The following is an 18,503-nucleotide window of genomic DNA, read 5'->3' on the forward strand; positions in this document are numbered from 1 at the left end:
ACTCACAGTAGATTTTCCGGGAGTACGCGCGGCATTACGCAAATGGCCCGGCGTAAATGCGCGAATGGCTGGCCCTATCCACCGTACCGCCGACTCATTCTTAGAATTTCCCGCTCGTTAACCTCGCGTTAAACACGGAACCGCCTCCCCGGCGCCGAAGCGGAGGGGAGGCGGTCCCGACGAGCGGATCAGCCGAACGTGATCACCAATCGCGGTGGATTGTCAGTGCCCTTCTCGCGGCTGTTGAACTGCTGTTCCTGACCGCCGCTGTTGTTCTCCACGGTGTCCCGGATCAGGAAGCCGTGGTTGCCGTCGGCGTACATGCTGCCCACCTGCGACGTCACGGTCCATTGCCGGTAGCCGCTGCCGGACGCCACCGTGGCGCCCGTGCCGGTCACCGCCGGCTGGTTGTTCCACCGGACGTTGGCCTCCGTCCAGGCCGCGCCGAGCCGGATGGCTTCCAGCGTGCGGCCGGTCTTGTAGGAGCCCGCGTAGAGGCGGAGCTGCGCGTTGGTCACCGAGCACCCCGACGGGATGGCCGGCAGGGTGAACCGCACCAGCACCCGGGCGTTGTTGCCGCCCGACTCCGAGTCCACCTTGATCGACGAGTCGGTGCCGTAGTTGCTCGACGCCGACGACTGGAGGACCCAGCTGTCCGCGTTGGCGCCCAGCGTCACCGAACCCGGCGCCGCACAGCTCGGCGGCGCGTTGACCGTCCACGCCCAGGTGTCCGGAGCACCGACGTTGAGCGCCGCGTCCGTTGCCCGGACCCGCAACTGGTGCGCGCCCGGCTGGATCCCGGCGAGGTTCACCGGGCTGACGCAGGGCGCGAACGCCGCCGCGTCGAGCGAGCACTCGAAGGTCACGCCCGGCTCGTTCGCGCTGAACGTGAACGCCGCCGTCGTGCTCAGCGTCGGGTTCGCGGGACCGGTCAGGATGTCCGTCACCGGCGCCGTGGTGTCCGGCGGCGGCGCCACCGTCCACTCGTAGAACGACGGTGTCGGGTCGGGCGTGCCCGCCGCGCTGACCGCGACGACCTCGAACTCGTGGTCGCCGACCGCCAGCCCGGCCAGGTTGACCGGCGAGGTGCACGGCGCGAGCGCCGCGGCGTCCAGCCGGCACCGGAACGTCGACCCCGCCATGCTGGAGTTGAACGTGAACGTCGCCGTGGTCGCGGTCGTCGTCACGTCCGGCACCGTGGCCAGCGTGGTCTGCGGCGCGGTCGGCGTGCCCGTCACGGTCCACGCGTGGTGCGCGGTCGCCCGGTTGCCGCCGGCGTCGATGTTGCCGACCTCGGCGTACATGCCCCAACCGCCGTTGTTGTTGGCCACGTTGCTGGAGACGGTGTGTGCGGGCTTGGCGACGAAGATGCCGTCGCTGCTGTTGCCGTTGGCGATGTTGCGGTCGATCGTGTTGCCCGGCTCGGTGCTCTCCGGCAGCACCTCGGCCTCGACCGAGATGCCCTCCGCGTCGTTGTCGTTCGACGTGTTGAGCACGACCAGGTTGGCCAGCGAGAGCGCGCCGAGCCAGATGCCCGACGACGACGAGCCGCTGGTGTCGTTGTCCTCGATCCGGTTGCCGGTCGACTCGAGCAGCTCGATGCCACCCTCGTTGGTACGCAGGTCGTTGCCCTGCACGAGGTTGCCGTCGGCCCGGAACAGGTTGACGCCGGTGCCGGCGAGCCCGTTGGCCTGGTTGGCGACGACATCGTTGTCGTTGGAGTCCGACAGCTCGATGCCGGCCTTGGCCTCGCGCAGCGTGTTGCCCTCGATCCGGTTGCCGTGCGACGCGGCGACGACCGAGATCGCCGTCTCGGAGACGTCCAGGACGTCGTTGGCCTTGACCCAGTTCTCGCTCGCTCCTTCCAGGTGGACGCCGTAGCCGCTGCCCGCCGAGATCCGGTTGCCGTCCAGCGTGTTGCCGCTGGACCCGATGATCTGGATGCCGTCGTCGGTGTTGTTGCTCAGCGTGTTGCCGAGCACCGTGCTGCCCTGCGAGCCGCCGAGGAGGGCGATGCCCACCCGGTTCTGCTGCAGCGCGTTGCCGCGGACCAGGTTGCCGCTCGACCCGTTGTCGGCGTTGGTGAGCTGGACGCCGGCCTCCTGGTTGGACCGGAGGTTGAGCGCCGTGACGATGTTGAGCGCGACGCCGGCGCCGAGTTGCACGCCGAAGTCGAACTCCTGGAGCGTGCCGTTGGTGACGGTCACGTTGTCGTGCCCGCCGTTGTTGAGGATGCCGGCACCTGAGCCGTTGCCGTCGACCGTGAAGCCGTTGAGGTCGATGGTGATGCCCGGCGCGCCGACCACGAGGCCGTTGGCGCCGCAGTTGGTCAGGTTGTTCGACACCACGATGCTGACGGTGATCGTCTGTCCACACGCGACCGTGGCCGGAACCGGCGCCGCGCCGATGGTCCAGCCGTGCGCCGCGGGTGTCGGGTCGTGGTTGCCGGCCGGGTCGATCGCCTTCACCCGGAACTCGTGGTTGGTCGCCCACAACCCGATGTAGGTCTTCGGCGACGTGCACGCGGTGAAGGCGGCGCCGTCGAGCGAGCACTCGAAGGTGGCACCGGCCTCGTTCGAGGCGAAGGTGAAGGTGGCCGACGTGCTGACCGTGTGGTGGTCCGGCGCCGTGACGATCGTGGTGTCCGGTGGCGTGGTGTCCGCGGGTGCGGGCTGCACGGTCCAGACGAACGTCGCCGGTGTCGGGTCGATGTTGTTCGCCACGTCGATGGCGCGGGCCTCGAACGTGTGCGAACCGTTGCCCAGCCCCGCGTACGTCTTCGGGCTCAGGCAGGGCTGCCAGGCCGAGTTGTCCAGCCGGCACTCGTAGCGCAGGTTCGGTCCGGGTGAGATGTCGTCCGAGCCGCGGAACCCGAACAGCGCGACGGGCGAGGTGCTCGCCTGGTCCGGGTGCTGGAAGATGGTCGTGTTCGGCGGCGTGGTGTCCTCGACCGGTGGGATCGGCGACACCGTCCAGGTGTACGTGGCCGCGGTCGCGTCCCGCCAGCCGGCCGGGTCGATCGCCCGCACCTCGAACTTGTGCACGTCCGAGAGCAGGAACTGGTAGGTCACCGGGCTGGCGCACTCCTCCCAGCCCGCGGTGTCCGGCGGCTGCACCGGCTCACCCGGGTCGGGCGGCTCCGGCTCGGGGTCGACAGGGCCGTCCAGGCGGCACTCGAAGCGCAGTGCGTCCGGCGGGGCCACGTTGTCGGAGCCCGTGAACGCGAACCGGGCGCTGGACAGGCTGCTGCTCGGGTTCGGCGGCGTCGAGACGAAGATCGTCTCGGGCGCCACCATGTCCGGTCCCGGCGGTGTGCCCGGGGTGCCGGTCGCGCAGACCACGCCGCGACACTGTGCCGGCTCACCGTTGCCGCCGGCCTGGTTGCCGCCGCCGTCGGTGGTGCCCTCCTCCGCCGCGTCGATGCCCCACGCGACGTTGTGGTGCGCCACGTTGGCGGTGACCGTGTGGCCGGCCAGCGCGATCGAGATGCCGTCGGCGGTGTTGCCGCCGGCCGTGTTGTTGCGGATGCGGTTGCCGTTGGCCGGGTCCGGCAGGCCCTCGGCGTCGACCGAGGCGCCGGTGACCATGATGCCGACGACGCCCTCGCTGACGTCGTTGCCGTCGACGTCGTTGCGGTAGGAGCCCTCGCCGACCTCGATGCCGATGCCCGAGGTGTGGCTGGCCAGGTTGCCCCGGACGACGGAGTCACTGGCGCCGCCGAGCGAGATGCCGGCCGGGTTGAACCGCACGTCGTTGTCGGCGAGGTGCGACCGGTTGCCGTCGTCGACCACGATCCCGGAGTCCGAGGCCAGGTAGGCGAAGTTCCCGGTGGCCGTGGTGTCGTCGGAGCCGTCGACCGAGATGCCGGCGTCGCCCGTACGCGTCATCCGGTTGCCGGTCAGCGTCGTGCCGTGCGAGCCCGCGCTGACCACGATGCCGGCGTCGCCGGTGTCGGTGACCCGGTTGTCGGTCAGCGTGTTGCGCCGGGAGTCCTCCAGCAGGATCCCGCCGTCGCTGTCGACCATCGGGTCGCCGGTCAGCCCGGACACCACGTTCTGGTGCAGCGTGTTGCCCGACGCGTTGCTCAGCCAGACCGCCGCGCCGAGGTTGCCGGACAGGGTGTTCGACACGAGCTGGTTGTTCTCGGAGCCGAACGTCAGCGCGATGCCGATCTCGTTGGCCTCGACCGTGTTGCGGCGCACGACGTTGGCGTTGCGACCGTCGTCGGCGTCCCACAGCTCGATGCCCGCCGTCGCGTTGCGGGTGACGGTCAGGTCCTCCACCACGTTGAACCGGGTGCCGGCCATCAGTTGTACGCCGTACCCGAAGGACCTGATCGTGCCTTCGCCCTCGACCACGACGTTCGCGAAGCCCGCGTTGCGGATGCCCGCGGGCAGCCCCAGCTCCGGCACCTCGTACGGCGAGCCGGGCTCACCGGCGAAGTAGCCGGGACCGTCGATCGTCTTCCCGTTGAGGTCGATGCGGATGTTCGGCGCACCGACCACCAGCCCGTCCAGCGGGCAGTCGGTCAGGTTGTTCTGCAGCCGGATGCTCTGCGTCACCACCATGCCGCAGGTGACCGTCGTCAGCGCCCCGGCCGGCGGTGCCGGCGGGGTCGGCGCGCCCGGCCCGTCGAACCGGAGCACGAGCTGCGGCGTGGCCGGCGGCTCCGCGATCGTGTCGCGCGAGGACAGCGACTGCTCGAAGCCCTCGCCCTCCTCGGCCGCGTCCCGGATCTGGAAGCCGTGGTTGAGCGTGCCGCCCAGCCAGCCGGTGACGGCCGCGGTGACGTCCCACTCGCGGAAGCCGCCGCCGGAGTCCGTCGTGGCGACCGGCCCGCTCGCGCCGGGCTGGTTGGCCCACGTCACCCCGGTCTCGGCCCACGTCGCGGCGAGCGGCTGGGCCTGCAGGGTCCGGCCCGCGTCACCCTCGGCGTTGATCCGCAGGGTGGCGGAGACGAGCTCACAGGCGGCGGGCGTGTCGTTCGGCACCGGGAACCGGATCAGGGCCCGCGCGTCCGCACCGCCGGCCTCGGACCGCACGGTGAGCTGCTCCGCGATGCCGAAGTTGACCTGCGTCTGGGCCTCGTCGACCCAGGTGTCGGCGGTGGCCGACAGGGTCACGTTGGCCGAGTCGCAGTCGGTCGGCGAACCGACCGTTCAGGTGTAGGTCGCCGGCGTCGGGTCGACGTTGTCGCCCTCGTCGATCGCCCGCACCTCGACCGTGTGGCTGCCCGTGGTGAGGTCGCTGAAGCTCCACGGGCTGGCGCACTCGAGCCAGGCCTCCTCGCTGGTGCTGTCGATCCGGCACTCGTACTCCAGCAGGAACGCCGGCGTCATGTCGTCGGTGCCCTGGAACGAGAACGTGGCCGTGCGGCCCGCGCTCGGGTTCGGCGGCACGCTGGCGAACGTGGTCTGCGGGGGCGTGGTGTCCTCGCCGCCGGTGAACTCCCACTCGGCCGGCGTCTCGTCCACATTGCCCGCACGGTCGATCGCCCGCACCTGCAACGTGTTCGGGCCCGGCTCGAACTCCAGCAGCTCGTAGGGGTTGGTGCAGCCGGTGAAGAGGTGCTCGGGCTCCGGCGGCTCGTTGGGGTCGGCGTCGACGGGCTCGAGCCGGCACTCGTAGAGGATCTCGGCCGGCGGGCTGACGTTGTCGGTCGCCGCGAACGTGAACACGGCCCGCTCCGCCGCGACCGTGGGGCCGGTCAGGACGCTGGTCTGCGGGTCCACGTTGTCCGCCGCCGGGAAGGGGCCCTCGTGCTCGTACGCGCCGATGTCGCAGGTGGTGTTCTTCGGCCGGCTGATGCCGCGCTCGTCGGTCAGCACGCACGGGCTCACGCCGCCGTCGAGCGCGTAGCTGTCGCTCTGGATCGCGTGCGTCATCGTCGGGACGCCGTTGTCGGCGATCGCGTCGATCCGCGGGTTGCCGGCGTTGAGCCGGTCGCGGCTGCCCCGGAAGTAGCAGGAGTCGCCGCTGTCCAGGTTGCCGCCCTCGGAGCCGACCGCGAAGCTGCACTCCGCGCCGACCAGGTTGCCGGCGACGAGCGTGTTGCGGAACAGCACCGACGTGCTCGGCTCGACGGGGAAGTTGACCGAACCGCCCGGCTCGTGGCCGACGCCGGCGCCGTAGGGCGACAGGTTCAGCGTGATGGTCGCGTTGACCACCCGCAGGCCCGCGTCGGCGTCGCTGTAGAGGCCGCCGCCCGACGTCTGCGCCACGTTGCCCGAGATCGTGGTGTTCTCGATGAGCGCGGTCGCATCGCTCGCGTTGTAGACGCCGCCGCCGTAGAGAGTCGCCCGGTTGTCCCAGAACGTCGTGCCCGACACGGTCAGCGTGCCGTCCGCGACGTTGGCGAAGCCGCCGCCGTGCAGCGCCCGGTTGCGCTCCACCCTGGTGTCCAGGATCTGGAAGGTGCCGCTGCCCTCGCTCTGGATGCCGCCGCCGTCCTCCTCGGCCACGTTGCCGGTGATGGTCAGCCGCCGCAGGGTGACGCCCTGGCCCTCGTGCTGCACACCGGCACCGCCCAGCGCGTGGTTGTCGCGCACGAACGTGTCGGTGACCGACGAGGCCGCGCCCGAGGCGAGCACCAGGCCGCCGCCGGTGGCGATCGCGGTGTTCTCGGTGAACGTGCTGCCCGCGATCGTCACGGCGCCGTCGCCGCCCGCGTAGAGGCCGCCGCCCCCGCCGTCGCCCGAGACCGGGTCGCCGGCCTCGTTCGCGGTGAACACCGAGCCCGTGACCGTCGCCGGACGCTGGGTGTCGCTGAACACGCCGCCACCGCTGCCACCGGAGACGTTGCCCGAGAACGTGCCCCGGGTGATCGTCAGGCGGGTCTTGGAGACGTTGGCGATGCCGCCACCGTCGGCGCCCGCGCGGTTGTCGGTGAACGCGGCGTCCGAGACCGTCAACTCGGCTTCGTGCTGGTTGTAGATCGCGCCGCCCTCGCCGCCGGTCGCGTTGCCCTCGAACAGGCCGCCGGCGATCTCCGTCCGGCCGACGCTCTCGGTGGCGATGCCGCCGCCGAACACGCCCGCGTAGCTCGTCTTCACGTTGACGTTCTGCAGCCGGACCAGGCCGGGTGAGAAGTTGGCGATCGCACCGCCCGACTCGACGTCGTACCCGTCCTGGAGGGTGACGCCGCTGACCGTGACGTCCTCGGCCTCCTCCCAGATCTCCAGGAGCCGGTCGAGGCCGCGGACCTCGGGCGCCGAGCCGGCCGGCGGCTGGCCGCCGTCGATCACGGTGCTCGCCGCGCCGGCGCCGACGATCGTCAGCGGGCTGCGGATGTCGAAGTCACCGACGTCGTCGTCGTTCCCGCCCGCCGGTGCGCGGGTGATCGCGTACGTGTTGGCCGGGAGCTGGATCGTGTCGGCGGCCGGGTTGGCGTTCGCCTCCTGCACCGCCGCGCGCAGTGTGCACGAGCCGGCGCCGGTCTGGCAGATCCCGTTGCCGACGTTGTTGTCGACCAGGTCCGCGGTGCTCGTGACCGTGAAGGTCATCGCCCACGCGGACTCCACGTGAATCAGGGTCAACACCAGGAGCGCACTGGCGCTCAGCGCTCCCAGTCTGGTAGCTCGGCGGCGCATCCGCCGCCTGGCATCCGTCGATCCGCGCATGTGTTCTCTCCACCTCGGACGCACGGTCATGGCGACCCGAGTTTTCGCGCGGCCGATAAATGCGGCCTCAGTCGTCGATGAAGAAACCTTTACGCGGCGTACGGACGCCGGTGCGGTCGACCTTGTTCCAGCGCGCCGGCGCGCGGCGCCACTCGAGCCAGAGCGCGTGCACGGTGACGGCCGACATGAAGACCGAGAACAGCACCACCACCGGCAGGACGTAGAGGAAGCGCAGGTCGCGCCACGCCCGGTCGAGCAGGACGGCCGCGGTGACGTTGACGGCCGCGGCGCCGAGACCGAACCAGAGCGCGATCGAGGGTACGTCGGCCGGCAGCGGCGAGTGGCCGACGGCGATCAGGGCGAGGGCCGCGGACAGGGCCAGGAGCTGCAGCGGCGGCACGGCGAGCATGGTGACCAGGTTGTAGACCAGGTAGGGACCGAGGCGGCCCGGGCCACGTCGGCCACGTCGGGCGCCTCCTCGCGGGTGACGGTCACCGCGTTGCCGACCAGTCCCTGGCGCAGCAGCGTCTTGCGCAGCACGACGACCGCGTCGCCGTAGAGGTCGACGGCGTACTCGGCGCCCGGCGCGTACTCCTGCAGGACGTGGTCGTCGTCGGTCGGCGGTGGGCCGGCGCCGGGCGTGCCGTGCAGGCGGACACCGCGACCACCGCGGCCCCGGCGCGGCTTGCTCAGGTAGGGGACGCCGAGGCGGTCGGGTTCGGGCCACCCGGCCAGCAGCGTCCGCGGCACGGGCACGCCGGCCAGGTCGAGCAGCCGCGCCGTGCGCCACTTGTCGGCGGCCGCGGCGACCGCCGGTGGGGTCCCGACGACGATCCAGGGCGCGTGGCGGCGGCCCTGCGCGGCGGCGGCCAGCGGCGGCAGCTCCTCGGAGACCGTCGGCACCACGATGCCGGCGCGGTGCCGGGCCGCGGCGCGGAGCACCTCCGCGAGGAAGCACGGGTGGTCGGCGAACGGGACGGTGTCGACACCCGCGCCGTCCGGGGCGGCGTCGACGCCGGTGGCCGGGTAGCCGCGTTCCGCGAGCGCGGCCAGCAGCGCCTTCCCGGCCGGCCCGCCGGCGCCGGTGACCAGGAAACGCCTCACCGGTCGCCGTCCTCGAAGAGCGGGGCGGGCACGCGTACGGCCTCGAAGCCCTCGGCGTGGTCCACCCGGGCCTGGCCGCCCCGGAACGCGGCGACGGCGCGTACCCGCCGCTCGTCCAGGTAGGGCTTCGTGCGCTGGTCCCGATGGACGGCCACGGAGCCGACCTTCGCGTCGAGCTGTGCGCCGATGTCGACGAACACGGTCGGACGGAACGCCGGTGTCACCGACGGGCTCTCGTAGCAGAGCACCGCGGGGTGGTGCCGGGCCGCCCGTAGCGTCGCCGCGTGCACGGCGCGGTGGTCCTGGTGGTGGTCGTGGGCCGAGTGCGTGAACACGATGTCGGGGCGGTGCCGGCGCAGCGCCCGGTCGATCGCCTCCGCCATCTCGTTCTCCGCCGTCGCGAGCCGGGTGTCGGGATGGTCGAGCACCTCGACGCTGGTGACACCGAAGAACCGGCGCCGGCCGACGCCTCGCCGGCCCGGGTCGTCGGGTCGCCGCCGCGCTCGCCGCGGCTCATCACCAGCACGTGCACCTCGTGGCCGGAGTCGACGAGGCGCACCAGCGTGCCGCCGCAGGCCAGCTCGAGGTCGTCGGGGTGGGCGCCGATCGCGAGGACGCGGCGGGGGAGCCGGGTGGGTTCGGCGGGGATCCGCAGCGCGTACCCGAGCCCGGCCACGGTCGAGAGCGCGACCAGGGTCGTGACGAGGACGGTGGCGGCGAGGACCGGGCCGGCCGGCAGGGCGTTGGCGGGCACGAGCACCAGGGCGGCGGTCACGGCGGTGACCTGGATGGAGCGGGGCCGGCGGAACCGGCGGCGGAGCATCCGGTCGGCACTGACCGCCGCGGTGGCGGTGCCGACGAGCGCGACGAGCAGCAGCACGGAGATGTCTACGGTCACGCTCGCCACGATCGGGCGCCCGGGTGAGAGGGCGTTGAGGAATCGGTGAGAACGCGTTTACGTGCCGCTTCATGAGAATTTCCTCATCCGGCCCTCATGGACGCATCACCTTGGTCGGGAACGCTGACCCTCGTGAGCGCACAGAAGGTGGCCACCGGTCTGGGTGCGGTGGCATTCGTGGCGTTGCTGGCCGGTGTCGGCGCGCCCGCGCTGCTGGGGCCCGATCCGGTGCCGGCCATACAGATCGTGGTTCCAGCGGCGCGGGCGACGGAGGGCGGCGGTGACAATGAGGGTGACCCGGCCGGCACCGACGCCACGGGACGCGCACCCAGCGGAGGCGACGATGACGACGGCTCCGGCTCCGGCTCCGGCTCCGGCTCCGGCTCCGGCTCCGGCTCCGACGACGACGCCGACGACGACGACGGTGAGCGCGACGACGACGAGCGCGGGGACGACGACTGAGCCGCGCCGCTGGCGGCCGACGCTCGGGTTGCGGCTGCGGCTGCTCGGCTGGGCGCTCGCCCTGCTGGCGGTCGCGAGCCTGTCGTCGGTCGTCGTGATCCGCCAGGTGCTGCTCAACCAGCTCGAGAACCGGATCGCCGCCGACATGCGCCAGGAGGTGACCGAGTTCCGCCGCCTCGTCGGCGGCCAGAACCCGGAGACCGGCCGGCCGTTCGGCACCGACCTGCGGGCGATCGCCGACACCTACCTGCTGCGCAACGAGCCACAGACCGGCGAGGCGGTGCTGGTCTTCGTCGACGGCGCGTTCTACCGCGGCACCGACCGCCCACCCTACGACCTGGCCGCGGTGCCCACCCTGGTCGCGGAGTGGACGGCCCTGACCGAGAGCGCGTACGGCCAGAACGACACCCCGGCCGGCTCGGCGCGCTGGCTCGCCGTGCCCGTGGTGATCGACGGCGCGGCCCGCGGCCAGGTCGTGGTCGCCGAGTTCGGCGCCGAGCGCCGGGCCGAGATCGACCGCGCGGTCCGCCTGATGGCGCTGGCCTGCCTGCTGGTGATCGTCGTCGTCGCGGCCGGCGGCTACCTGGCGATGGGCCGGGCGCTGCGCCCCCTGCGCACGGTGACCGAGACCGCCCGGACGATCGAGGAGGCCGACCTGTCCCGGCGCATCCCCGTCACCGGCAGCGACGAGGTGGCCGACCTGTCCCGCACCTTCAACGCCATGGTCGGCCGCCTGCAACGGGCGTTCGCGACCCAGCGGGCCTTCCTGTCCGACGCGGGCCACGAGCTGCGCACGCCGATCACGATCGTCCGTGGCCACCTGGAGCTGATGGGCGACGACCCGGCCGAGCGCGCGGAGACGGTCGCCCTGGTCACCGACGAGCTCGACCGGATGAACCGCATGGTCGACGACCTGCTGATGCTGGCCAAGGCCGAGCAGCCCGACTTCGTGCAGCCGGCGGCGCTCGACGCGCGGGCGCTGCTCAACGACGTCTTCGCGAAGGCGGTGGCCCTGGGCGACCGCGACTGGCACCTGGGCGTCGTGGAGCCGGTGACCGTCTGGGCCGACCGCCAGCGGGTGACCCAGGCCCTCATGCAGCTCGCCCAGAACGCGGTTCAGTTCACCGGCCCCGGCGACCGGATCGAGCTGTTCGCCCGCGCCGGGCCGGGCCGGATCCTGATCGGCGTCGAGGACACCGGGGTGGGCATCGCGGCGGAGGACCGCGACCGCATCTTCGCGCGTTTCACCCGGGGAGAGCACGGCCGCCAGCGGGCGGAGGGGGCGGGGCTGGGGCTGGCCATCGTGTCGGCGATCGCGCACGCCCACCGGGGCACGGTCGCGGTCGACAGCATCCCCGGCGCGGGCTCGACCTTCACACTCGTGCTGAGGCCGGCGCCGTGAACCGGGTGCTGATCGCCGAGGACGAGCCGCGGATCGCCTCGTTCCTGACCAAGGGCCTGCGGGCGGCCGGCTACGTCACCACGGTCGTGACGAACGGCGTGGACGTCGCGGCGGGTGCCCGCAGCGGCGACTTCGACCTGCTCATCCTCGACCTGGGCCTGCCGGGTCAGGACGGGCTCACCGCACTGGCCCAGATCCGCGCCCGCGGGGAACGCCTCCCGGTGATCGTGTTGACGGCGCGCGACGCCGTACCCGATCGCATCACCGGTCTGGACGGCGGCGCCGACGACTACATGACCAAGCCGTTCAGCTTCGACGAGCTGCTGGCACGGGTCCGGGCGCGACTGCGGGAGCGCGGCCACGACACGCCGGCCACGGTGCAGGCGGCGCGCGTACACCTGGATCTGATCCGGCGGGTGGCCACCGTGGACGGTCGCCGGGTGGAGCTCACCGCCCGCGAGTTCCTCCTCGCCGAGACCCTGATCCGGCACCGGGGCCAGGTCCTCTCCCGCGAGCAGTTGCTCGACCGCGTCTGGGGCCTGGCCCACGACCCCGGCTCGAACATCGTGGACGTCTACATCGGCTATCTGCGCCGCAAGCTCGGCGCGGATCTGATCCACACGGTCCGCGGCGTCGGCTACCGGCTCTCGGAGTGAACCCAGTCCCGGAACCCGTCGCGCCAGCTCGGGAAGCGCGGCGTCCAACCGAGCTCGGCCCGGGCCTTGGCGTTGGCGGCGCCCCGGGCCTCGGTCATCTGGGTGACGATGAACTCGCCGGCCAGCAGCCGCCCGAGCCAGACCGGCATGCGCATCGGCGGCTTGGCGCCGGCCACCTCGGCGAGGTAGGGCAGCCACTGCGAGACGGGCGCGGGCTCGTCGTCGACGACGTTGTAGACGCCCGGCGCGCCCCGCTCGACGGCGGCCAGCGCGGCCGAGGCGGCGTCGCGGGTCTCGATGAACGACCAGACGCCGGTGCCTCCGCCGATCACAGGCATCTGGCGCTTGCGGACACCCTGGATGAACTGGTCCGAGGCGTGGGGGCCGTAGAAGGTGCCGTAGCGCAGCACCAGCCCTTCCGGCGCGCCGTCCTGGACCGTGCGGTCCACGTACCTGATCGCCGCCATGGCCTGCGCCGCGGACCTGACCGGCCGGGGGTCCAGCGGGTCGTCCTCGCTCTTGACCGGGCCGCCGGTGCGGGCGTAGATGAAGTTGTGGCCCTGCGCCACGACCCGCCGGGCGCCCACGTCCTTGGCGGCGGCGAGCAGGTTGTCGGTGCCCTTCGTCCGCAGGGCGCTGGTGGCGGCGAACTCCTGGTCGACGTGCCGCAGCCTGCCCATTTCCGACAAAGCGGTCATCTGGTGGACGATCACCTCAGGCTCCGCCGCGCGTACCGCGGCCAGCACGCCGTCGCGGTCGAGCCCGTCGACCACGACAGCCTCCGCGCCCACCTCCCGCAGGCCTCGCAGCTTGTCGGCCTTCCGCGTCGTGGCGGTGACCTGGTGTCCGGCCTCGACCAGCCCGGGCACGAGGTAGCGCCCCACGGCCCCGGTCGCACCGGTGACGAAAACTCGCATGACTCCGTCCTTCCCGATCCTCCTTTCCCATACCGACGATCGGGCGGGCGGATATGTCAGGCGCCGGGGTCCCAGTCGACGAGCCGGTCGAGGTGGCGCCGATCACCGTCGAGCGTCAGGGCCTCCCGCGGAACGCGCCCGTAGAAGACCAGCACCAGGTCACTGGCCGAGCCCGTCAGCGTGGCGCCGGTCGGGCCGCCGGGCGGGCCGACGCGGGCGCCGTCGGCGTCGAGCGACAGGCGCCAGGACCGCCCCTCGGTGGCGTGGTACTCGACCGCGACGGGCTCGTGCGGCCAGGGCGCCGTCGTGGCGACGCAGGTGGTCAGGAACTCGTCGACACCGTCGAGGGCGACGTCGGCCGGCAGCGGCCGCGGGGCGCCGAGCGCGACCTGCGCGTCGTAGGTGTGCACCGCGATCTCCTGGAGTTGGTGCCTCGCCACGGCACCACAGGTCCGCGGCGACTGCGAGTCGCCCCACCAGGTCCAGCAGCCGCGCTCCGGCCCGGCCGCCCGCAGCGCGGCGAGCAGCTCCTGTGTGGACTCGGCGAGCCAGGCCAGCAGGGCCTCGCGTTCGCGCGGCGCGGGTGGGCCCGTCTCCGTGGACCTGCCGGTGGCGCCGGGGCCGGCCGCGACGGTGGCGGCCCAGGCGTGCCGCCCCTCGCCCAGGTGCCGGGCGAGGTCAGACAGCGTCCACTCAGGACACGTCGGCACCCGCTCGTCGAGGTCGGGCGCCGCGCCGATCGCCGCGCGGAAGGCGGCCACGCGCTCGTCGATCAGCCGCAGCAGGTCGGGGAACGTCGGGGTGGGCGGGGACCACACGCCGAACCACTGCTCGGCCTCCCACGCCTCGAACCGTGCCGCCTCGGTGAAGCCCAGCTTGCGGGCGAGGCGCATCGAGGGCTCGTTGGCGGTCTGGGTGCAGAGCACGACCGGCTCGCCCGGCAGCGCGCCGGCGAACCAGGCGAGGGCCGCTCGCGACGCCTCGGCGGCGTACCCGTGTCCCCATGCCGTCGGCAGGAAGAGGTAGCCGAGGTCGACCTCGCCCGCCTCCGGCCGGACGCGGTCGGGTGGCCCCACGTCGCGGCGGGTGAGCATGACCGTGCCGATCATCTCGCCGTCGAGGTCGACGACGAAGAAGCCGGGGCGGCGGCCCGGCACCTGGGGCACCTCGCGCTCGAGCACGTCACGCGGCCGGCCGCCACCGACGTAGGTGTTCACCTCCGGCGAGGCGGACAGTTCGATGTAGGCCGGGCGGTCGCGGGCCTCGGACTCGCGCAGGGTGAGCCGCGCGGTCCGGATCGGGGCGGGTGGCCAGGCGACGGGTCCCAGGTCCGGCATCCGCGCAGACTAGCCGATCTTCGCGAGCGGGGTCGGCCCCCGACCGGTCAGGGCCTCGACCTCGCCGGAGGTGGCGGACCAGCGGTCCTGGCGGACGGCGTCGAACATCGTCAGGTACGCGTAGATCCACCACGGGTCCTCGCCCTGTGCGGTCAGGGTCGTGGCGAACTCGGCCGGGCTCGAGGCGGTGTAGCGGTTGCCGGTGGCGCTCGTGACCGCGGCGACCGGCAGGCTGTCCGGGCCGGTGATGTCGTGGTGGCGGTTGGTGGGCTCGCCCAGGGCCAGAGCCGCGAGACAACGGGCGACGTCCGCGCGGGCGACCAGCGACACGCGGGCGTCGGCGGCCGGCAGGGCGGCCCGGCCCTCCGTCGCCACCTGGTCCACGAGGGACAGGAAGAACTCCGCGAACAGGCCCGCACGGGCGATCGAGTACGGGCGGTCGCCGGCGCGCAGGAGGCGCTCGGTCTCGCCGTTGGTGTAGGCGTAGCAGAACGGGGAGTCCCGGGCGACGTCGAGGCCGCTGAGCAGGACGATGTGGCCGACCTTCGCCGCCGCGTCGAGGACGTTGCGGTGGTGGGTGAGGACCCGGGCCGCCTCGCCGTCGCTCGACACGAAGACCAGCGTGTCGACCGCGTCGAAGGCGGTCCGCAGGGCGATCGGGTCGTCGTACGGCGCGGTCCGGCTGGACAGCGCGACGACCTCGTGGCCGCCGGCCTCGTGCAGCAACTCGACCACCCGGCCACCGATGCGACCGGTGCCGCCCGTCACCGCGATCCTCATGCGCCCTCCTCGCGCCCGGCGAGCACCAACTCCGCCGACTCGAGCAGGGTCCGGCGGACCAGGTCGTCCGGTACGTCGCCGAGGGTAGCGCCGGCCGTGAGGGCGGCGCGCAGGAGTTCCAGGACGGCTACGGCCCGGATCCGCGCGATCGCCGACGGTGTCGGGCCGGCCAGCCAGTCGCGTAGCCGGCTGTTGGTCTCCACGAGGTCGCCGACCAGCGGGGCCAGCGCCGGGAGGATGCCCGCGGTGTCGCGCAGGAACAGGCCGGCCACGGCCCGGTGGGCGAGCATGGTGTCGACACAGCGCCGCAGGATCCGCCGTACGTCGGCCGGGGTGTGCGGTCCCGACTCGGCGTCGGTGACCACGTCGCGCCACTGGGTCAGCAGCGGGCGGACGATCGCGACCAGCAGGTCCTGCTTGGACGGGAAATGGTAGTAGAGCGAGGCCTTGGTGATGCCCACCCGGTCGGCGATCTCCCGCAGGCTGGTCGTGGCGTAGCCACGGTCGCTGAACAGGACGATCGCCTCGTCGCGGATGCGGTCGCGGGTTGCGCCGGCCACGTCCAACGTCAACCTCCGATTGCGGACTCAGCCGGCTCTCAGCACGGTGCCGAGAGAATATCGCGCGAATCTCGTTGCGCCGTCCGCATAGAATCCTGTCTACCGGTCGGCAGGTTGGGGGAGCGATGTTCGAACGGTTGGGGCGGTTCGTCGTCTACAAGCGGTGGTGGGTCATCCTCGCCTGGGTGGCGGCGGCGGTGGCCACGGGACTCTTCGCACCGGCGTTGGGGTCCGTCACCACGCAGGACCAGGCGGATTTCCTGCCCAACAGCTACGAGTCCATCCGGGCCACGGAGATCACGCAGGGCGCGTTCGGGCAGACCGACGGCGCCACGGCGACCATCGTGATCACCCGGGCCGACGGTGCGCCGCTGACCGATGCCGATCAGGCCACGGCGGGCAGACTCGCCGAGACGATCTCCGCCGCGGGGATCGACAAGGTCTCCGGAGCGGTCACCGGGCCGCAGGCCGTGTCGCCGAACCGGCTCGTGCAACTCGTCACCGTCGGGCTCGGTGACAATCCGCAGGATCCGGCGTTGACCGCCGCGATCCACGACATCCGGGCGGCCAGCGATCCGGTGCTCGACGGCACCGGGCTCGAACGCCAGGTCACCGGCGACATCGCGCTGTTCGCCGACAACGAGGACGCCTTCAACAACGCGTTCGTCATCGTCGGCACCGCGACGCTGGTGCTGATCGTCGCGTTGTTGCTGATCATCTACCGCAGCCCGCTCGCGGCGCTGCTGCCGATCGTCACCGTCGGCGTGGTCACGGTCATCTCGACCGGGCTGATCGCCACGATGGCCAAGGTCTTCGGGCTGAGCGCCGACCCGTCGATCGAGATCATCCTGACCATCGTGCTCTACGGCGTCGGCACCGACTACATCCTGTTCCTGCTCTTCCGGTTCCGGGAGCGGCTGCGGGCGGGCGACGAGCCGAAGCCGGCCCTGGTCACCTCCGTGCACCGCGTCGGTGAGGTCATCGCGTCGGCCGCCGGTGCCATCGTCATCGCGTTCCTCGCACTGCTGCTGGCCGTCTTCGGCGCCTTCCGGAGCCTCGGCCCGGCACTCGCGATCGCCGTCGTGGTCATGGGGCTCGCGGCCGTGACGCTCGTGCCGGCCGTCGTGTCGCTGCTCGGCACCAAGGTCTTCTGGCCGTCGAAGAGCTGGCGGCGCACCCCGAAGGGCACGGCGTTCCAGCGGCTCGGCCGCTTCACCGGCCGGCGGCCCGCGGTCGTCGCCCTGCTCTCCGGCGGGCTCATGGTCGCGCTGGCGGTCGGCTCTCTCTACATGGAGACCGACTACGACCAGAACGCGCAGCTACCCAGCGGCACCGAGTCGTCCGAGGGCTTCGAGGCGCTGCAGTCCGGGTTCCCGGCGGGCGCGCTCGCCCCGACCCAGGTGGTCGTCCAGGCCGAGGGCGGCGGGCGGATCGACACCGCGGCCCTGCCCGCGTTCGCCGAGCGGCTCAAGGGCGTGCCGGGTGTCGGCAGCATCATGCCCGGCCCCGACGGCGGCCCGGCGACGGTGAGCCAGGACGGCACGGTGGCGCGCGTCGACCTGCTGCTGGCGGGCAGCCCCTACTCGAACGAGTCGTTGGCCCTGGCCGGCGGTGAGTTGCGCGACGCCGCCCACGCGGCGGCACCGGCCGGCACACGTGCCTACGTCGGCGGCATCAGCTCGATCTTCGCGGACGTCAAGCACGCCAACGACCGGGACCTGCGGGTCATCTTCCCGGTCGCCGGCCTGCTGATCGCGGTGATCCTCGCGCTGCTGCTGCGCAGCCTCGTCGCGCCGATCTACCTGATCGTCGCGGTGGTGCTCGGGTTCTTCTCGACGCTGGGCGCCACGGTGATCGCCTTCCAGGGCATCGGCGACCGGCCGGGCCTGTCGTTCACCCTGCCGATCATCCTCTATCTGTTCGTGGTCGCGATCGGCACCGACTACAACATCCTGATGATCGCCCGGTTGCGGGAGGAGGCGCGGCTCGGCCACGATCCGCGGACGGCGGCCGACCTCGCGGTCGAGCACGCCGGCCCGTCGGTGGGCGCGGCCGGGTTGATCCTGGCCGGCACGTTCGCCTCGATGTTGCTGGCCGGCATCTCGTTCCTGATGGAGATGGGGTTCTCGGTCTCGGTCGGCATCCTCATCGCGGCGTTCGTGATGGCGATGTTCCTCGTGCCGAGCGTGACGGCGCTGGTCGGTCGGCGGGCCTGGTGGCCCGGCCACGGCGACGCCGCACCCGCGGTGCCCGACGCCGAGCCGGACCTCGCCTACTCGGGGCGGCCCGGCGACTGACGCTCCATTCCATATTGCACTGTCGGCACCATGCGGATCGCAGCCCGCCGATATTTTGTCGAATGAGCGCATTGACAGGCGTCACGAAACCTGGGACACCTATCAGGTCATCGGCTCCTTCGAGGAAAGAGAAAGGCTGTATCCGACATGAACTTCCTGTTCGCCGTCATCATCGGCGCCGTTATCGGGCTGGCGGGCGGTTTCGCTCTGAAGAGCCGTCAGCCCAACGCGCTATGGCTGGCACCCGCGCTGGCCGTGGCGGGCGCGCTGGTGGCGGCGGTCCTCGCACTGCTCTTCGGTGACGACCGGCAGTACGGTTGGAAGGAGATCACGCTGCAGATCGTGCTGGCCATCGCCGGCGTGGCCGTGACCTACTTCCTCGGCACCCGCAAGCCCGCCGACGCTGCCGCGACTCCCGCACCCTGATATCGCACCGACGACGTGGCGGCCCGCACGAGCGGGCCGCCACGT

The 18,503-nt window shown here is 72.3% G+C and carries 15 protein-coding genes; 6 read left to right on the plus strand and 9 right to left on the minus strand.

The genetic code is table 11. From position 1 onward, the window contains the following. Positions 1-188 precede the first annotated feature (188 nt). The 5 genes from Asi02nite_RS22460 to Asi02nite_RS22480 form a co-directional block, all read right to left on the minus strand. Positions 189-5,123, minus strand: a complete 4,935-nt coding sequence (locus Asi02nite_RS22460) for a right-handed parallel beta-helix repeat-containing protein (RefSeq protein WP_203715857.1) — start codon at positions 5,121-5,123, stop codon at positions 189-191. A gap of 36 nt (positions 5,124-5,159) precedes the next feature. Beyond that, complete coding sequence (locus Asi02nite_RS22465; RefSeq protein ID WP_203715858.1) at positions 5,160-7,520, minus strand: choice-of-anchor Q domain-containing protein; 2,361 nt, start codon at positions 7,518-7,520, stop codon at positions 5,160-5,162. 166 nt (positions 7,521-7,686) lie between these two features. Then, on the minus strand, positions 7,687-8,028 hold the full coding sequence (locus tag Asi02nite_RS22470; RefSeq protein WP_203715859.1) for a hypothetical protein: 342 nt from the start codon (positions 8,026-8,028) through the stop codon (positions 7,687-7,689). Beyond that, on the minus strand, positions 7,974-8,723 hold the full coding sequence (locus Asi02nite_RS22475) for an ATP-grasp domain-containing protein (protein ID WP_203715860.1): 750 nt from the start codon (positions 8,721-8,723) through the stop codon (positions 7,974-7,976). Before Asi02nite_RS22475 ends, Asi02nite_RS22470 begins: the two co-directional genes overlap by 55 nt. Further along, the gene (locus Asi02nite_RS22480; RefSeq protein WP_275410381.1) at positions 8,720-9,298 is read right to left on the minus strand and encodes a PIG-L deacetylase family protein; all 579 of its coding nucleotides are present in this window, start codon (positions 9,296-9,298) and stop codon (positions 8,720-8,722) included. Before Asi02nite_RS22480 ends, Asi02nite_RS22475 begins: the two co-directional genes overlap by 4 nt. On the opposite strand from Asi02nite_RS22480, the gene Asi02nite_RS43075 reads away from it, so the two are divergent. The 4 genes from Asi02nite_RS43075 (at position 9,250) to Asi02nite_RS22500 (ending at position 12,141) form a co-directional block, all read left to right on the plus strand. Beyond that, positions 9,250-9,648 (plus strand): hypothetical protein, encoded by a 399-nt coding sequence (locus tag Asi02nite_RS43075; RefSeq protein ID WP_203715907.1) that lies wholly within the window; start codon positions 9,250-9,252, stop codon positions 9,646-9,648. The genes Asi02nite_RS22480 and Asi02nite_RS43075 overlap by 49 nt on opposite strands. Before the next feature lie 105 nt (positions 9,649-9,753). Beyond that, entirely contained in the window at positions 9,754-10,083 is a 330-nt protein-coding gene (locus tag Asi02nite_RS22490; protein WP_203715862.1) for a hypothetical protein, read from the plus strand. Beyond that, positions 10,046-11,485, plus strand: coding sequence for a sensor histidine kinase (locus Asi02nite_RS22495; RefSeq protein WP_203715863.1), 1,440 nt, complete (start codon positions 10,046-10,048; stop codon positions 11,483-11,485). Before Asi02nite_RS22490 ends, Asi02nite_RS22495 begins: the two co-directional genes overlap by 38 nt. Then, positions 11,482-12,141: a response regulator transcription factor gene (locus Asi02nite_RS22500; RefSeq protein ID WP_203715864.1), complete on the plus strand. Its 660-nt coding sequence runs from the start codon at positions 11,482-11,484 to the stop codon at positions 12,139-12,141. The genes Asi02nite_RS22495 and Asi02nite_RS22500 overlap by 4 nt, the downstream gene beginning before the upstream one ends. Here the strand turns inward: Asi02nite_RS22500 and Asi02nite_RS22505 are convergent. From Asi02nite_RS22505 to Asi02nite_RS22520, 4 genes are read right to left on the minus strand one after another with little or no spacing between them, the layout of a single operon-like run. Further along, positions 12,123-13,058 (minus strand): NAD-dependent epimerase/dehydratase family protein, encoded by a 936-nt coding sequence (locus Asi02nite_RS22505; RefSeq protein ID WP_203715865.1) that lies wholly within the window; start codon positions 13,056-13,058, stop codon positions 12,123-12,125. The genes Asi02nite_RS22500 and Asi02nite_RS22505 overlap by 19 nt on opposite strands. Positions 13,059-13,114: 56 nt before the next feature. Further along, the gene (locus Asi02nite_RS22510; protein WP_203715866.1) at positions 13,115-14,395 is read right to left on the minus strand and encodes a GNAT family N-acetyltransferase; all 1,281 of its coding nucleotides are present in this window, start codon (positions 14,393-14,395) and stop codon (positions 13,115-13,117) included. Between the two features lie 9 nt (positions 14,396-14,404). Further along, positions 14,405-15,175: an NAD(P)H-binding protein gene (locus Asi02nite_RS22515; RefSeq protein ID WP_203715867.1), complete on the minus strand. Its 771-nt coding sequence runs from the start codon at positions 15,173-15,175 to the stop codon at positions 14,405-14,407. Further along, entirely contained in the window at positions 15,172-15,747 is a 576-nt protein-coding gene (locus tag Asi02nite_RS22520) for a TetR/AcrR family transcriptional regulator (protein ID WP_203715868.1), read from the minus strand. Before Asi02nite_RS22520 ends, Asi02nite_RS22515 begins: the two co-directional genes overlap by 4 nt. A gap of 113 nt (positions 15,748-15,860) precedes the next feature. On the opposite strand from Asi02nite_RS22520, the gene Asi02nite_RS22525 reads away from it, so the two are divergent. Next, positions 15,861-18,032, plus strand: coding sequence for an MMPL family transporter (locus Asi02nite_RS22525; protein WP_203715869.1), 2,172 nt, complete (start codon positions 15,861-15,863; stop codon positions 18,030-18,032). Between the two features lie 147 nt (positions 18,033-18,179). Next, positions 18,180-18,458, plus strand: a complete 279-nt coding sequence (locus tag Asi02nite_RS22530) for a hypothetical protein (RefSeq protein WP_203715870.1) — start codon at positions 18,180-18,182, stop codon at positions 18,456-18,458. The last annotated feature ends 45 nt before the right edge of the window (positions 18,459-18,503 follow it).

Origin of the sequence: Asanoa siamensis (genome assembly GCF_016862555.1) — a bacterium.
GTDB classification, from domain to species: domain Bacteria; phylum Actinomycetota; class Actinomycetes; order Mycobacteriales; family Micromonosporaceae; genus Asanoa; species Asanoa siamensis.

Coding starts and splice junctions, on each gene's coding strand:
- Asi02nite_RS22470 (WP_203715859.1), bottom strand. CDS start 8,028: ATGCTCGCCGTGCCGCCGCTGCAGCTCCTGGCCCTGTCCGCGGCCCTC.
- Asi02nite_RS22515 (WP_203715867.1), bottom strand. CDS start 15,175: ATGAGGATCGCGGTGACGGGCGGCACCGGTCGCATCGGTGGCCGGGTG.
- Asi02nite_RS22505 (WP_203715865.1), bottom strand. CDS start 13,058: ATGCGAGTTTTCGTCACCGGTGCGACCGGGGCCGTGGGGCGCTACCTC.
- Asi02nite_RS22525 (WP_203715869.1), top strand. CDS start 15,861: ATGTTCGAACGGTTGGGGCGGTTCGTCGTCTACAAGCGGTGGTGGGTC.
- Asi02nite_RS22510 (WP_203715866.1), bottom strand. CDS start 14,395: ATGCCGGACCTGGGACCCGTCGCCTGGCCACCCGCCCCGATCCGGACC.
- Asi02nite_RS22530 (WP_203715870.1), top strand. CDS start 18,180: ATGAACTTCCTGTTCGCCGTCATCATCGGCGCCGTTATCGGGCTGGCG.